This window comes from Xenorhabdus stockiae (genome assembly GCF_002632825.1).
In the GTDB taxonomy this organism is placed as follows: Bacteria; Pseudomonadota; Gammaproteobacteria; order Enterobacterales; family Enterobacteriaceae; genus Xenorhabdus; species Xenorhabdus stockiae.
This window is the reverse complement of sequence record NZ_NJAJ01000059.1, coordinates 1-13,951: the sequence shown is the minus strand read 5'-3', so window position 1 is coordinate 13,951 and position 13,951 is coordinate 1. Positions and strand designations below refer to the sequence as shown.

At 44.6% G+C, this 13,951-nt stretch carries 19 protein-coding genes and 2 pseudogenes; 8 read left to right on the top strand and 13 right to left on the bottom strand.

Features of this window, described 5'->3' with window-relative positions; genetic code table 11:
- Positions 1-162: 162 nt before the first annotated feature.
- Positions 163-918, top strand: coding sequence for a glycosyltransferase family 25 protein (locus Xsto_RS19065; protein ID WP_099126096.1), 756 nt, complete (start codon positions 163-165; stop codon positions 916-918).
- 178 nt (positions 919-1,096) lie between these two features.
- On the opposite strand, the pseudogene Xsto_RS19060 reads toward Xsto_RS19065, so the two are convergent.
- Positions 1,097-1,492 (bottom strand): annotated as a pseudogene (locus tag Xsto_RS19060) (helix-turn-helix domain-containing protein); the annotation flags it as partial.
- Between the two features lie 62 nt (positions 1,493-1,554).
- Complete coding sequence (locus Xsto_RS21680) at positions 1,555-1,704, bottom strand: hypothetical protein (RefSeq protein ID WP_211284355.1); 150 nt, start codon at positions 1,702-1,704, stop codon at positions 1,555-1,557.
- Between the two features lie 116 nt (positions 1,705-1,820).
- Between Xsto_RS21680 and Xsto_RS19055 the strand changes: the two genes are divergently transcribed.
- Positions 1,821-2,861 (top strand): IS5 family transposase, encoded by a 1,041-nt coding sequence (locus tag Xsto_RS19055; protein ID WP_099126095.1) that lies wholly within the window; start codon positions 1,821-1,823, stop codon positions 2,859-2,861.
- A gap of 91 nt (positions 2,862-2,952) precedes the next feature.
- Here Xsto_RS19055 and Xsto_RS19050 read toward each other — a convergent pair whose 3' ends face one another.
- Entirely contained in the window at positions 2,953-3,336 is a 384-nt protein-coding gene (locus tag Xsto_RS19050) for a hypothetical protein (protein WP_099126094.1), read from the bottom strand.
- A gap of 269 nt (positions 3,337-3,605) precedes the next feature.
- Here Xsto_RS19050 and Xsto_RS19045 point away from each other — a divergent pair.
- Positions 3,606-4,070 (top strand): annotated as a pseudogene (locus Xsto_RS19045) (phage portal protein); the annotation flags it as partial.
- 562 nt (positions 4,071-4,632) lie between these two features.
- Here the strand turns inward: Xsto_RS19045 and Xsto_RS19040 are convergent.
- The 10 genes from Xsto_RS19040 to Xsto_RS19000 all read right to left on the bottom strand — a co-directional run bounded on the left by Xsto_RS19040 (position 4,633) and on the right by Xsto_RS19000 (position 8,545).
- A complete protein-coding gene (locus tag Xsto_RS19040; RefSeq protein WP_099126093.1) occupies positions 4,633-4,923 on the bottom strand; it encodes a helix-turn-helix domain-containing protein in 291 nt (96 codons plus the stop codon).
- Positions 4,924-4,934: 11 nt separating this feature from the next.
- The gene (locus Xsto_RS19035) at positions 4,935-5,270 is read right to left on the bottom strand and encodes a type II toxin-antitoxin system RelE/ParE family toxin (protein ID WP_099126092.1); all 336 of its coding nucleotides are present in this window, start codon (positions 5,268-5,270) and stop codon (positions 4,935-4,937) included.
- A gap of 663 nt (positions 5,271-5,933) precedes the next feature.
- A complete protein-coding gene (locus Xsto_RS22625; protein WP_280176253.1) occupies positions 5,934-6,056 on the bottom strand; it encodes a hypothetical protein in 123 nt (40 codons plus the stop codon).
- A 63-nt stretch (positions 6,057-6,119) separates the two neighbouring features.
- Positions 6,120-6,593 (bottom strand): hypothetical protein, encoded by a 474-nt coding sequence (locus tag Xsto_RS19030; RefSeq protein ID WP_099126091.1) that lies wholly within the window; start codon positions 6,591-6,593, stop codon positions 6,120-6,122.
- A gap of 134 nt (positions 6,594-6,727) precedes the next feature.
- A complete protein-coding gene (locus Xsto_RS19025) occupies positions 6,728-6,964 on the bottom strand; it encodes a hypothetical protein (RefSeq protein ID WP_099126090.1) in 237 nt (78 codons plus the stop codon).
- A 41-nt stretch (positions 6,965-7,005) separates the two neighbouring features.
- Complete coding sequence (locus Xsto_RS19020) at positions 7,006-7,218, bottom strand: hypothetical protein (RefSeq protein ID WP_099126089.1); 213 nt, start codon at positions 7,216-7,218, stop codon at positions 7,006-7,008.
- On the bottom strand, positions 7,218-7,433 hold the full coding sequence (locus tag Xsto_RS19015) for a hypothetical protein (RefSeq protein WP_099126088.1): 216 nt from the start codon (positions 7,431-7,433) through the stop codon (positions 7,218-7,220). Before Xsto_RS19015 ends, Xsto_RS19020 begins: the two co-directional genes overlap by 1 nt.
- Positions 7,421-7,801, bottom strand: coding sequence for a hypothetical protein (locus tag Xsto_RS19010; RefSeq protein WP_211284354.1), 381 nt, complete (start codon positions 7,799-7,801; stop codon positions 7,421-7,423). Before Xsto_RS19010 ends, Xsto_RS19015 begins: the two co-directional genes overlap by 13 nt.
- A gap of 63 nt (positions 7,802-7,864) precedes the next feature.
- Positions 7,865-8,275: a hypothetical protein gene (locus tag Xsto_RS19005; protein ID WP_099126087.1), complete on the bottom strand. Its 411-nt coding sequence runs from the start codon at positions 8,273-8,275 to the stop codon at positions 7,865-7,867.
- Positions 8,276-8,335: 60 nt separating this feature from the next.
- Complete coding sequence (locus tag Xsto_RS19000; protein ID WP_141554542.1) at positions 8,336-8,545, bottom strand: hypothetical protein; 210 nt, start codon at positions 8,543-8,545, stop codon at positions 8,336-8,338.
- Positions 8,546-9,117: 572 nt separating this feature from the next.
- Here Xsto_RS19000 and Xsto_RS18995 point away from each other — a divergent pair.
- The 5 genes from Xsto_RS18995 (at position 9,118) to dhbA (ending at position 13,742) form a co-directional block, all read left to right on the top strand.
- A complete protein-coding gene (locus tag Xsto_RS18995; protein WP_099109769.1) occupies positions 9,118-9,324 on the top strand; it encodes a hypothetical protein in 207 nt (68 codons plus the stop codon).
- 107 nt (positions 9,325-9,431) lie between these two features.
- Complete coding sequence (locus Xsto_RS18990; RefSeq protein WP_339955574.1) at positions 9,432-10,496, top strand: isochorismate synthase; 1,065 nt, start codon at positions 9,432-9,434, stop codon at positions 10,494-10,496.
- A complete protein-coding gene (locus Xsto_RS18985; protein WP_099126084.1) occupies positions 10,490-12,106 on the top strand; it encodes a (2,3-dihydroxybenzoyl)adenylate synthase in 1,617 nt (538 codons plus the stop codon). The genes Xsto_RS18990 and Xsto_RS18985 overlap by 7 nt, the downstream gene beginning before the upstream one ends.
- Before the next feature lie 11 nt (positions 12,107-12,117).
- Entirely contained in the window at positions 12,118-13,002 is an 885-nt protein-coding gene (locus Xsto_RS18980) for an isochorismatase family protein (RefSeq protein WP_099126083.1), read from the top strand.
- The gene (gene dhbA, locus Xsto_RS18975; protein ID WP_099126082.1) at positions 12,999-13,742 is read left to right on the top strand and encodes a 2,3-dihydro-2,3-dihydroxybenzoate dehydrogenase; all 744 of its coding nucleotides are present in this window, start codon (positions 12,999-13,001) and stop codon (positions 13,740-13,742) included. The genes Xsto_RS18980 and dhbA overlap by 4 nt, the downstream gene beginning before the upstream one ends.
- Positions 13,743-13,951: the final 209 nt, after the last annotated feature.

The following is a 13,951-nucleotide window of genomic DNA, read 5'->3' as shown; positions in this document are numbered from 1 at the left end:
TCTTGGCATGATGTTCTCAAGGTAACGGTTTTTTGGCGAAAACAAGGATACCAGATCATCATGCCGTTCCAATTCCCCTCACAAAACATCCACAGCCCCTAACCACTTTTTATTTATCTACTATAATTTTGAAATAGGCTGCCACTTCCAGAATATAAAAAAATGAATATTTTTGTGATAAATCTTGCAAAAGATACAGAAAGAAGAGAATCAATAAAAAAGCAAGCAGAAACTTTAGGATTACAGATTCAATTTATAGAAGCTATTAATGGTAAGAATCTATCTGACACAGAGATAAATAAATTTTGTAGAAACTTCCATGATAATGGCCTGACTCACGGAGTACTTGGCTGCTCTCTCAGTCACTTAAAGGTATATGAAAAAATAATCAGTGAAAATTTAGATGTTGCCTTGATATTAGAAGACGACGTAAACTTAAGTAAGGAAATCACAAACATTTATAATTCAATTTGCAATTATAATTTAAAAAACAAAAACACCCCGCTAATTTATTTACTAAGCATTACGAATGAATACATAGATAGTTTCAAAAAAAAACTATCTCCTAAATATTTTTTAGTTGATGTAATTGATGCTGATTATGCTTACGGATATATCATTAATAACGTAGCCGCTAAAAAATTGGTGAAGTTTTTGAATCCCGTTTGGATTGAAGCAGATAAGTGGAGGTTCATGCAAGAACGTGGCATTGTAAAAATCAAAGCTGTTATCCCACCGATTATCACTGCTACTGATTTATCAATAAAATCCACTTTAGAAGATGATAGATCCATAACACTTCAAAAGAGAATTGATTTTTTTAATGATCAATATGAAAATAGAAATTTAAAGGTAAAAATAAGAGCTCTTTTATGGAGAATATTTATTCGCAGCTGGGTTGAAAGAATAAAACCATGATAATGTTTAAACTTAAGTAAATTTATTTAATGACCTGAGCAAACAGGTCATTATTACACAACCCCATTTAACTTATATACCAATCTAACTTGAAGATGCAGGTTTTAAAATCTGAAAATTGTCAGTCAGTCGAGTCGTCAGTTCTTTCGCTTTTTCTGGCAAAGTGACATGAAAAAAGTTTTTTGTAGCTGAAACCCTGACGGTGAAGCCATTTCGTCATTCCGCCCACGCTGAAAGACACCTGCCAACGTGCTTGGACATAAGCCACAATTTGGACGATGGTATGCATCAAGTTTGTCGTTAAATAATCAATCAGGTCGGCGCTTTGTTCGGCAGAGAGATGGCTTTCAGAGCCGCCATTTTCTGGGGTGAGCTTTTCCTGAGCGATAAAATCTTTTAGATGACGGTTTACCGTACTTTCATGAATACGCAAGGCCTGTGCAATCATCTGAGCAGTCCAGCCTTCTGAGGCCAAAAGCACCGCCTTAATGCGATCACAGACTCGGCTGTCGCGAGTGGTATCATGCATTAATTCGAGGGCACGTTTTTGTTCTGGTGTCAGATGAATTTTCATGGCTGCAAGCCTGATCGGGTTTGAATAAGAAATCAAGCATCTTCAATGACGATTGGTATAGCTCAATCAATGATTTTTATCTCTGTTATATCTCCCCATTCTTGATAAATAGCACGTAAATACCTACCTCCACCTTCAGTAATAAATTCACAATACCCAGCAGAACCTTGATGAACATGAATTAAAATACCTTCAATTGGAGGCATTAACACATAATAAAAAGTGCCTGTATTACCTGTACCTACTTTAGGGAACCTCTAAAAACTGTTCATAGCAGCCTAACAGAGTAAAATACAAACAGAACACATCTCTGTAAGGTAATGCCATCATGCTCTTACCTCATTCTGCTTTGAAAAAAGACAAATTGGCGGCCGAATATCATCGTCAGAAAATAGATGAATTAGGCGACCCACTCCTTGCGCTTGATAAATATGTCGATTTTTTGGCACTCGCTGAGGCGGTTGACCGCGCGGTGCCCCGCATTGTTTCTCCTAAAGGCGGACGCCCACCGTTCCCCACGGAGGTGATGGTTCGCATCATTATCCTGAAACATTTCCATAATCTTTCCGATGAAAAAATGGAATATCAATTACTTGACCGAATGAGCTGGCAACGTTTTTGTCGTTTGACCGATGTCATTAATATTCCGGATCGCAACACGATTTGGTGTTTCGAAAAACGTCTCGGACAAGAAGGGGCCAATGCCTTATTTGAAGAAGCTAAACATCAACTCTCCGCACAGGGATTCATTCCCCGCGGTGGTCAAATCATCGATGCCACGTTGATACCGGTTCCTAAGCAACGCAACAAGAAAGAAGAGAATGAACAACTCCGTCAGGGTAAAACCCCGGATAATTGGACGGAAAACAAACGCTGCCAGAAAGATACGGAGGCCACCTGGACAAAAAAACACGGCAAAAATTATTTTGGCTACAAACTCACGATTAATGTCGATGTCAAGTACAAAATCATTCGTCAAACCGCCACAGGAACTGCCTCTGCCCATGACAGCCAGTATTTTGAAGATGTTTTGGACAGGGCCAATACGAGTCGGGATATTTATGCGGACAAAGGGTATGCCAGTCATCAGCGTGAGCAGACGCTGAAAAGACAAGGCTATCGTGTACATATTCAAAGAAAAGCATCACGAAATAACCCGTTATCAAACTGCCAGAAAGGGCGTAACAAGAAAATCTCGCGAACTCGGGCACGAGTAGAACATATCTTTGGTTCACTCACCCAGATGGGAGAAAAATTCATCCGGACGATAGGTCAACTGCGGGCTAATTTCACGATGATGTTAATGGTGACCTGCTATGATTTACAACGTTTGGTTTATTTTGGAAAATCGGGTATTCATGCCTTTTAATCCTTGAAAAAGTCAGAAAGCGTCACACTCAATAGGGTCAATTTTATTACGGATAGGAACAAGATTGATCTTATTTTTCATGGGATAGTTTTTAGAGGTTCCCTTTAAAATAACAATGTTTTCCACGTATATCCATCCCTACGTTCACTGGATTTGCTTTCAATAAACAACCTTGCCATATAGTTCTAAAATAACCATTACCAATAGTTCCTATCCTTTGATATCTGCTATCACTCTGACCTCTAGTATAACATTCCCCTCTAACTGCATAATTACCTGCTGGTTGATAATTACCTCGCAATTGGTATTTATTATCCGACTCCTCTTTCGTGTAACTTTCCCCACGTACTGCGTAATTACCTGCTAGTTGGTACTTAGCATCAGATTCCGACTTAGTATAACTTTCATCTTTTAGCGCATAGTTTCCTTTCGGCTGAAAAAGAGCATCCGATTCATTTTTGCTATAGGCTCCCACATCAGCGGCAGTCAGGTCAGCTTTTAATTCTACCCATGCATTTCCTGCTTTTGGTTCTTCTTTGTTGTTCTCAATACGTGATTGCCAGACTTTCTGCTTGTGATAAACCAGCGCCCGCAGAGGATAAGGTTGTGCATCACTGCTCTATTGTGCTGCACCAAAGGCTTGCATTTCTCCCACGGCTTCAGTGATATCATGGAAAATACCGTTCATCTTTTCACGTTCGATATTCATGGCAGTAGGATCTTCGTTTGGATCAAGTCCATACCTTCCGCATGAATTATTACGAGAACGGCAGTCATGCCGGGGTGATTGTCTACCTGACCGATCCACTGGCCGATCTGAAAGGCGTCAATAACCTGAAAGCCTCCCTGTAAAAATCCCGGCGGGATGGCGCTTTCAAGAACCTGTTTGTGTATGCGGCCAACGGCAAGAAAGACGGCCTGCAAATCCTGCCGTTCAGTCAGATCAGTGCTAAGGATGAGTTTACCAATATCAAGGAAGCGACCCGCGATGATCTGCTTGCCATGCACCGCGTTCCGCCACAACTGATGGGCTTTTCTCCCTCAAACGGCGGTAACTTTGGCGACGTGGAGAAAGCCGCAAAAGTGTTTGCCATTAATGAACTCACCCCCATTATGGAGAGCCTGAAATCGGTTAACGATTGGGTTGGGCAGGAAGTGGTACGCTTTGCGCCTTATGCGTTACTGGATGCCCTGACTGGCAAGTCATAATCATCTCAACTCATTCTATCCATGCACACGGAGCTGAGTCTCCTCACTCCATCGCGCGGTGTGCGTTTTTCTTTATTTTCTATCGCATTACCCGAATGACAAACCCAATACGCTGTAATGGCGCATGGGTGCGATGTGGTGGCACTGTTTCTGATTGTCACGCTCCCTGAGAAAATGTGTCTCTCCACCCCCTTTGCGCGCGCTTGCTCCCCCGCCTCGCCCGCACACAAAAAGGGTGTGTTTTTGTGCAGTTGTGCATCGGCGGAGAGACCTTGCCGGAACTGGTCTTGCGTAGGGTTGGCGTGTCAAAAAAATTGTGCAATGTTGCGTATTTTTGCGTGATGAAAAAAGGCTTATCGATTTAACGGCAGGCGACCTGTGAGAGATGTTTTTATCCTGACTCACATTCAGTGAAACGGAAGGTATTTAAGGGCGTTAACATGAAAAAAGCATTTGATGAATTTGACGGTTTCTGAGCTGAAACTGAGCACGCAGGGGCGGGGATCTCCCCCACCTTTTCATTGTCAGGCACGGAGCTGGCACCCGATACAAACAACAGGCCTTATAAAGATATCTTGATATCATCAACACCACAGGCACGCGCATAACGGCTGAGTGTATCAATGGACGCTTTAACAATATTCTTTTCAATTCTGGATACAGTCGGGGGTTTGATACCCATTCTTTCAGCGACCTGCGCACTGGTCAGCCCGGCATTTCTCCGCCATTCAGCCAGCATATTCTGCATTTCAATCGTTAACTCTAACGCTTTTTCTTCTTCCGCTAACGCCGCTTTGAAGCGGGGGTTTTCTTGGGTTCTTTCTTCAATATAGAGATCTAAATCATCACGCATAATCATTCCTCTTAATCGCCATACTGTTCTGTCATTTCACTTTTTCGCGAAAGGGCTATTCTGATTTCATTCGGGGGAGTGGCATCTGTTTTCTTTACAAAACACCGCAACAGATAGATCCGTTTCCCTTTGGCATAACAAAAGAAACTTCGGGCTATGCCGTCTTTCGCTTTTGCTCTTAGTTCAAACAGTCCTTTATATCCTTCCATTGATTTTGAATGTGACTCTCTCAGGCTGGTCGGGTTTTCTCTCAACCGCTTCATTAACGCAACCATGCGCAATTCCAGTGAATCAGGTAGTGATTTTAACTCTTCCCTAAAAGCATCATGAAACTTGATTTCAAACATTGCTCTCCCCTTTTCAATTATCAAATATTAGCCTTTAAGCTAAGTTAGCGCAAGAGCTAATATTGTCGATAATGAATACAGAAAAGTCACTATATCACCTGCATTATGCCTGAACCTGATTTCCTATTTCCCCCTTTGGAAAACCGTTACACGTAACGGCAAAGTAATGCTTTTGTAACGTTTGTAACGCTTTTCCGAACCCCTCCCATAAATTCTCAATATTGATAAAAGAGATGAAATAACAGTCAATTCTGGCTCTGTTATTGACAGATTTACTGACTTTGCACTTATTCAGAAATATTGCTGATGAAGGCTTAATGAAAACTATCAACAGGCAAAAGAAAGGCTGAACGTAATTCCCGATTTCCCCCACCCCTTCGGAAAACGGTTACAACGGTTACACCCACCCAAAATAGCCTATAACCTACTGATAATAAAAAATTCCTATGTAACCTTTTATCGGTTACAACGGGTTACAAAACAGGGGTTAAAAAGTTATAACCTTATAAATCAATAATTTACATTTTTAATTTATCACCTTTCAGAACGGTTATCGATACATAAAAAAAGGCTGCACGAGGCAGCCTATAGAGAAGGGATGGACAACAAGCTAACTTCCACTGTTCTCCTGAAAGACCCAGCACTTAATCACTTCCGGTTTCTTCAGGGGCTCTCGGTTGCAAGCGCACTGTTAAACTGGATGTTCACGATGCTTCTCACTGTTTTGACACCCACAAACTTACGCATTCTTCCTGTTTTAAGCAGGTTTTTAATCTCGGTAGCCATTTAGCTCTCCTTTGGGCGTAAAAAAAGGCCGCCTGTGGCAGCCCGGTATGAGATTAAGGATATCTATCCTCTGAAATTAGCATCATTAATCATCATCATTACTTCATCTTTAATGGCATCGCAGATATTGGTTCTGTCACCATCAAAGATTGGGAATTTCTTGCTTCCTGCTCCCACTTTGGCAGTCATCTGATGACCGTCAACAAAAAGCTCTATTTCTACTAATGAGGCGCTGCCACCTCTGGGCGTGTCATCAGTCACTGTCCCAATAATAAATTTAAGATGGTATTCAGGTGTCAACTCTATGCTTGTTAACGGTAATTTTTGGAATTGTTCGTCACCAAGAAGGCCTGTCATAACATACGGCTTGGGTTCCCCATTTAAATTGAACCAGACATCATCTTTTTTCAACCCTAGTGAGTGCTTATATGCCTCAATCAGCACAAAAGCTTCAGAGTAAATCAGGTTGATTTTTGCTTCGCGTTCTTCTTTAACCTTCGCCGTTTTCTCACGGATATCGTTATAGGTGATTGTCATAAATCTTCCTTCATTGCAGTTAAAAGTGTTCATATTATCACCTATATGGTTAATTTAATTTGATTAAAGCCGCATTAAAGAAGGCGTAAAAAAACCCCGCATTGAGCGAGGCTGGTTTTTGGTGGTTAAATTGTCTAATCCATTGATGGTGGGAAAATGCCAAAATCAGATGCAGCAAATGGGAGTGATAACATTGGCAATAAAAATAACAGAGCACATATTGAACATATAATTTTCCCAGCTCTACCGGTTTTCTTTCTACTGGCCATAAATATGAAAACAGCTATCATTGGAATGGAAATAAACCAAAAAGCCCAGCCAAATATACCCAGCCACACGATATTAAAAAGCATTTCTTCCAGTAAGGACATGCATATTCCCTTATGAATTCATTGTCATTCCCCGAAATATATCAGTAATTCCATCCGCTCACTATTACCTTAATTAGGGTAATATTTATTAGTATATTGACTAACTGGATATCCACACCGCCATTGGCAATCGTAAACAGGGCACGCATCGCCCAGTCATCGGCTTTGACTATCGGCATTTCCGTAATCACAAAGGTCTTGCCCGCATCACGGCCTGATTCAATGGTAATGGTCTTGGAGTTTAACAGTGACATTATGCGATTTCCTCTGCGCCGTTGGTGATCATGTTGAATTTGTAGCTGGTGCCGTCCAGCAATTTTTTACCACTGGTACCTCCGGTCAGGCTACCGCCTTCAGCAACTGGCACGTCATTCTGATACCCCTGCATCACATCACACGAAAACAGGGCAATAAGGTACTTTCGCACCTCCGTAAAAATATCGTCATGCGTGACTGTTATTGTCGCCATAGCAGCACCTTGACCCATGTCGGGTAAGATTCAATCACCTCGGTGACATTCCACTCAGAGGCTTCATTTTCCCCGTAAGCGGCGAATTTTATCCGGTCAGAGCCTTTCTGCTTGGTGCGCCGGATGGCGGAGATTTGCCCCCGGGCATAAGCGTAGATGTACTGGCCCTGTTGGTTAATCACCCCTAGATGCTCCAAATCCTGCGTACTGAGACTTTGGAGCTGCACGGTGATGTCATGCTCGATATATTTGAGGGTCTGCTTGCCGGAATCAGTGACTGTGTAGCCCTCATTTGTGAGCAGAACCGCGCTGATATTCGGGTTAACGGTGGTAATGAGGTTATTGGCGATAGTTCTGACATTAATCATTTCTCACCTTTGAAATACAAAAAGCCGCACGAGGCGGCGTTAGATACTAAAATGTTACACTGATTATGGGTTATCTCTGGCGTGTTTTTTGCGCACCATGATGACTGTCGCGGCCATTTCCCCTAGCATAATATTTTTGTTTTTAAAGATATTACCTTCCTTCATGGCCTCTAACCATTCGACAACATCTTCATAATCAGGCTCTGAATATGTGGCTTTGAATGCCTCGACATTGACATCCTCTACCGACTGAAAGTACTCAGAGCAAAGCTCAACCGCTTCCGAAGCAATTTTGGTTGCCGCTTTCTGAGTACCTATAGCTTCTTGTTTGACATGCTCAACCAAACAAGTACTCAGTTTTTTCCGTTCTACAAGGATTTTAGAGCGCAATACTTTGTTATCTAAAACAGGGGCTGCAAAAACATTGCTAACACTCATCATAAGTAACGTTACTAATGCAAATTTAAATTTCATTGTCGTTTCCTTTCGTTAGGTCACGCAATGATAACAATGAAACCACTCGGCTACCGTGATTTATTCCCCGCCTTTAATGACTTCATAATCAATCGCCCGTTGCATGCTGCCAGTATCCACCAGCGTCTTATCGGGCGAGGTGATCCCTTTTTTCGCTTTTCTGGCGACCGTTGCCGGGGCATTAGGTGGCGGTAATGACTGCTCGATACCGTCTTTGATATCTTCAACATTGAGCAGCAGGTTGCGGAAAGCCGCCATAAACTGCCCCACCAGACTACCTTCGCTGGCGATATCGGTAGATTACTGTGTCAATTGAAAGAGTGAGTGTATGGTTAATGTAAATTGATCTAACACATTGAATTAAATTCAATATTTTTAGGTTAAATCGCGTTTTTGTTAAAGGCCGCCTAGTGCGGTCTTTTTACTTTTTGGCGGGATATCCAAATTTACCACAGCATAACAGCTCAGGATGATTCACTTAATACAACAGAACCGTTTTGACACAAAAACAGCAAATAATCAATAATGATAATTATATTGATAATCATTTCTATTTGCAATATTGTAGTGGCGTTTTCTTCTTCAGGAGATCATACCTCTTCATGATAAATGTTTTATCAAATTGGGTTTCCAGCGCCGCCTGTAAGCAGCACAAATTAATTGATGGTTATTAGATTATTTTTATAAGGCAAAGTCAGACGGTGTTTGATTATGTTTAAGATAAGAAAAAAACTTGTGATGAAACTCATCGCTCTATGCGAAAAATTTGGGATTCAGGTGGTGATGTTTTCAACATCTATTCTATCTGACGGAGCGTATGTAGTTAGCGAGGGATTAGCATCGTGAGAGTTACAACCTCAGCGCTGAAAATTTCCGTAAAGAGGCGTGTTTCCCCTACTTTTGCCGCAGCATTTTCTCCACAGCCAGCTATAACAGATAACATCTGGTATCCGACACTACTGGCGGTTGGCATTTTCTTTGCCAGCGGTATTTTCCTCCTCTCCGGTATGGAGAAAAAACTGACCATTATACTAACAAGAGGGACCTGATTTTGTCTGGTATCGTCAACAACCTTCTGCCACTTACGTTGCAAGAAGATGACTTCATATTTCTGTCACCTCATAAAAGTCTGCTCGCCCGGGGATGCTTCGCCACTTTGACACTTCCGGCCTCATCCGGACATCATGTCGAAAGCGAGTTCCAGCAAAAAGTACAGCAGCAGCTTCGTCAGGCTCAGCAGTCCGGAGTAGAAAATCCTATTGTCGTAGGAGCTATTCCTTTTGATAAACGCCAACCTTGCTCGCTGTTCATTCCACAAACCTGTCATTGGTTCGATCGCTATGCCTTTAACCTCTCCGATTCTCCGGTGCAGGTGGAGGGCCAGGCTCACTTCATTCCGGATCACGATGCGTATTGCGCCATGGTGGAAAGTGCGCTGAATCCTCTGCGCATTGGTGCGCTCGATAAAGTGGTGTTATCGCGCCTGCTACAGATTGAAAGCATTCCCCCTCTGAGTGCACTGAACCTGTGGCTACAACTCAACAGACAGAATCCACAAAGCTATAACTTTCACTTGCCGTTGATGGATGGCACTCTGATTGGTGCCAGCCCTGAACTGCTGCTACGTAAAGAGGGGAATACCCTGTGCTCCTGCCCTCTTGCAGGTTCTGCGCGACGGGGCGAGAATAACGCCAGTGATCAAAAGGCCAGAGAAAAGCTGTTAGCCTCCGTAAAGGATCGCCATGAGCATCTGGTGGTCACGGAAGCTATCCGTCGTCAACTAACAGATCTCTGCAATTCTCTGGCTATTCCTGAACCTTCGCTACTCAGCACACCTACACTCTGGCATCTCGCTACTGAAATTCAGGGGACACTGGCCGATGATCGCGAGACTGCTCTATCACTTGCCTGCTTACTTCACCCCACTCCTGCATTGTGCGGCGCTCCTTATACCTCATCCCGCAATCTGATCGGCGAGCTGGAACCATTCGATCGCGGCTGGTTTGGCGGTATCGTCGGCTGGTGCGATGCCCACGGAGATGGGGAATGGGTCGTGGCGATCCGCTGCGGTAAAGTTCGATCTCATCAGATTGAGCTATTCGCCGGTGCCGGCATCGTTCCAGACTCTGTTCCGGAAAATGAATGGATGGAAACCCGTACCAAATTTAACACCATGCTGAGCGCACTTGGCTTTGCGACGCAACAGGAGCAGACATTATGATTGAATTCAACCGCTGGCCTCAGGATCTGGCTGAACGCTATCGCTTGAAGGGATATTGGATTGACCGTCCATTGAGCGATATTCTTGATATTCACTGCGAGAACGATGCCAAAGCACTGTTTTGCGCTGAGCGGAGCTGGAGCTACCGCGAGCTTAATGAGTCAGTAAACCGATTAGCCGCTTCTCTGCACCGACGCGGTGTGCGTCAGGGACAAACTGCGCTGGTTCAGCTCGGCAACGAGGCTGAATTTTATATCGTCTTTTTTGCCTTATTACGTCTGGGTGTCGTACCTGTGAACGCGCTTTATAGCCATCAAAGCAGCGAATTAACCGCGTATGCGCTCCAAATTAAGCCCCAAATACTCATTGCCGATCGCCAACATCGCCAGTTTCATGATGATGTTCTTATTGATCGCCTAATCGATAAATGCCCGGAACTGAATATAGTCGTGCTTCACCATACAGATTCAGACCACTCGCTTTCACGTCTGATATCGGAAGAGCCGGGCGACTTCACTCCAACGCCAACTCCGGCAGATGAGGTCGCATTTTTCCAGCTTTCCGGCGGCAGTACTGGCACCCCCAAGCTGATCCCACGCACCCACAATGACTATTATTACAGTATCCGCGCCAGCAACCCGATCTGCAACGTAAGCAGTAAAACCCGATATCTCTGTGCACTGCCTGCTGCACATAACTACCCTATGAGTTCACCGGGAGCTTTGGGCGTATTCTATGCGGGCGGTCAGGTTATTCTCGTTCCCGATCCAAGTCCGGATGGGTGTTTCCCGGCTATAGAACGTCATCAAATCAATCTTGTCGCCCTAGTGCCACCCGCGGTCAGCATCTGGCTGGAGTATACCAATCTCAGAGGCCACGCCAAGGAACTCTCCAGTCTGGAGGTCATGCTGGTCGGCGGTGCTCCTCTGGGAGAAACACTGGCCAGACGCATTCCAGCAGAACTGGGTTGCCAGCTCCAACAGGTATTTGGTATGGCGGAAGGCCTGGTGAACTACACCCGACTAGATGATGACGATACACATACCTTCACCACTCAGGGACGCCCCATCAGCGAGGATGATGAGGTATGGGTCGCAAATCAGGAAGGTCTCCCGGTTCCGCTCGGAGAACCGGGATTATTGATGACCAGAGGCCCATACACTTTTCGGGGCTATTACCGAAGCCCGGAACATAACCAAACGGTGTTCGACAGCCACGGATTTTATTGCTCCGGTGACGTAGTTATTCAGCTTCCCGGCGGATATCTGAAAGTCGTTGGGCGCGAGAAGGATCAGATAAATCGTGGCGGTGAAAAAATTGCCGCTGAAGAGGTTGAACACCTTCTGCTGCGCCATCCAGCAGTGGTATACGCCGCATTGGTTGCTATTCCTGACCCTCTGATGGGTGAAAAAACTTGCGCATATGTAGTGACGCGCGAGCATGAATCGGTAAAACCAGTGGTGTTCCGTCGCTGGTTGCGAGAACAGGGTATTGCCGACTACAAAATCCCCGATCGTTTCGAAAGTCTGCCTAAACTACCGCTTACTCCGGTAGGAAAAATTAATAAACAGGCGTTACGAGCACTTGCCGGCGCCGCCTTAGAAAATTGAGAAAATAAACCATGAGCATTCCTAAACTTCAGGATTATACCCTGCCCGATGAGGCCACCTTACCTGCAAATAAAGTGGAATGGCAGTTAGAGCCGCAGCGTGCCGCTCTGCTGATTCACGATATGCAGGAATATTTCCTCAACTTTTGGGGAAAAGAAAGCAAAATGGTTCAGCAGGTTATTAACAACATTGTTATTCTGCGTGCCCGTTGCCATGAACTTGGCATCCCAGTGTTTTATACAGCTCAGCCGGACCAACAGAGTGACGTCGAGCGAGCGTTATTGAATGATATGTGGGGACCGGGGCTGAACCGCTATCCAGAACAGCAAAAAATCGCGGCAGCACTGGCCCCCGAACAACAGGATACTGTGCTGGTGAAGTGGCGCTACAGCGCGTTTCAGCGCTCTGATTTGGAAACTCATCTGAAAGAACGTCAGCGCGACCAGCTTATGATCTGTGGCGTGTATGCTCATATCGGCTGCCTGACTACGGCTACTGACGCCTTTATGCGTGATATACAGGCGTTTATGGTAAGCGATGCACTGGCAGACTTCAGCCGGGAAGAGCACATGATGGCGCTACGCTACACTGCTGGCCGTTCCGGACAAGTGTTGAGTACCGATATGGCATTATCGGCACTCGATTCTCCCGCAACAGAAAATAAATGGGATCGAGACCGTTTGCTTACCATACTGCAATCCACACTGGATGAAGATGTGTGCGACATCAATGATGACGAAAACTTGCTTGATTATGGTTTAGACTCGCTACGCATGATGTCTTTCGTCTCCAAACGCCGGCAGGAAGGGTACGAGCTTGATTTTACCTCCTTAATGAAACAACCAACATTGCGAAACTGGCTCGTATTACTGAACGGCGAGTTGGAGGCGAGATGAATAGCTTCAAGGGAAAATCCGTCTGGGTGACGGGAGCCGGGAGCGGTATCGGTTACCACACAGCTCTCCGCTTTCACGAAGCAGGAGCTAAGGTTTTAGGATTCGATCTCAAGTTCCCCGATTCAATGCCGTTTGAGACGCTCATTCTGGATGTCAGTGACGATGGTTCGGTGCAAAAAATCTGCCCTCCACTGCTGAAGGAAAACGGGCTGGATGTACTGGTTAATGGCGCAGGAATTTTGCGTCTTGGCTCAGCAGAAACGTTAAGCCGTGAAGACTGGGAAAGCTCAATCAACGTTAATGCTGGTGCAGCATTTAATCTGTTTAAAATACTCATTCCACATTTCCAGCGTCAGCGCAGTGGTAATATCGTTTCGATAGTCTCTAACGCCGCCCATGTACCGCGCGTGAATATGGCAGTTTATTGTGCGTCTAAAGCAGCAATGCGCAGCCTGTGCCTGAGTGTGGGGCTTGAACTGGCACCATTTGGGGTACGATGTAACATTGTTTCGCCGGGTTCCACGTTAACCCCAATGCTGGAAGGGATGCTCAATGGTGACATAGCGCATCAGCGTTTGATTCACGGCATTACCGAACAATTTAAACTGGGCATTCCACTCGGGAAAATCGCACAACCCGATGAAATAGCTAATGTCATTCTGTTCTTAGCCTCTGAGCAAGCAAGTCACATCACGTTACAGGATATTGTCATTGATGGAGGTGCTACGCTTGGTGCCTGATACTTAATATATCTATACACTACGTATAAATCTGTAATGACGTAATAACCGAATATACCCATCGTCATTGAAGATGCTTGATTTTTCATTCCTATCAGATCAAAATCGCGCCATGAAAATTACCCTGACAGATGCCCAAAAAGAAGCGCTTGAATTGATGCACGATACGACTCGTGATGGGCGCGTCCGTGACCGTATCAAAGCCGTGC

Coding starts and splice junctions, on each gene's coding strand:
- Xsto_RS19065 (WP_099126096.1), top strand. CDS start 163: ATGAATATTTTTGTGATAAATCTTGCAAAAGATACAGAAAGAAGAGAA.
- Xsto_RS19055 (WP_099126095.1), top strand. CDS start 1,821: ATGCTCTTACCTCATTCTGCTTTGAAAAAAGACAAATTGGCGGCCGAA.
- Xsto_RS19040 (WP_099126093.1), bottom strand. CDS start 4,923: ATGCGTGATGATTTAGATCTCTATATTGAAGAAAGAACCCAAGAAAAC.
- Xsto_RS19035 (WP_099126092.1), bottom strand. CDS start 5,270: ATGTTTGAAATCAAGTTTCATGATGCTTTTAGGGAAGAGTTAAAATCA.
- Xsto_RS22625 (WP_280176253.1), bottom strand. CDS start 6,056: ATGGCTACCGAGATTAAAAACCTGCTTAAAACAGGAAGAATGCGTAAG.
- Xsto_RS19030 (WP_099126091.1), bottom strand. CDS start 6,593: ATGACAATCACCTATAACGATATCCGTGAGAAAACGGCGAAGGTTAAA.
- Xsto_RS19025 (WP_099126090.1), bottom strand. CDS start 6,964: ATGTCCTTACTGGAAGAAATGCTTTTTAATATCGTGTGGCTGGGTATA.
- Xsto_RS19020 (WP_099126089.1), bottom strand. CDS start 7,218: ATGTCACTGTTAAACTCCAAGACCATTACCATTGAATCAGGCCGTGAT.
- Xsto_RS19015 (WP_099126088.1), bottom strand. CDS start 7,433: ATGGCGACAATAACAGTCACGCATGACGATATTTTTACGGAGGTGCGA.
- Xsto_RS19010 (WP_211284354.1), bottom strand. CDS start 7,801: ATGATTAATGTCAGAACTATCGCCAATAACCTCATTACCACCGTTAAC.
- Xsto_RS19005 (WP_099126087.1), bottom strand. CDS start 8,275: ATGAAATTTAAATTTGCATTAGTAACGTTACTTATGATGAGTGTTAGC.
- Xsto_RS18980 (WP_099126083.1), top strand. CDS start 12,118: ATGAGCATTCCTAAACTTCAGGATTATACCCTGCCCGATGAGGCCACC.
- dhbA (WP_099126082.1), top strand. CDS start 12,999: ATGAATAGCTTCAAGGGAAAATCCGTCTGGGTGACGGGAGCCGGGAGC.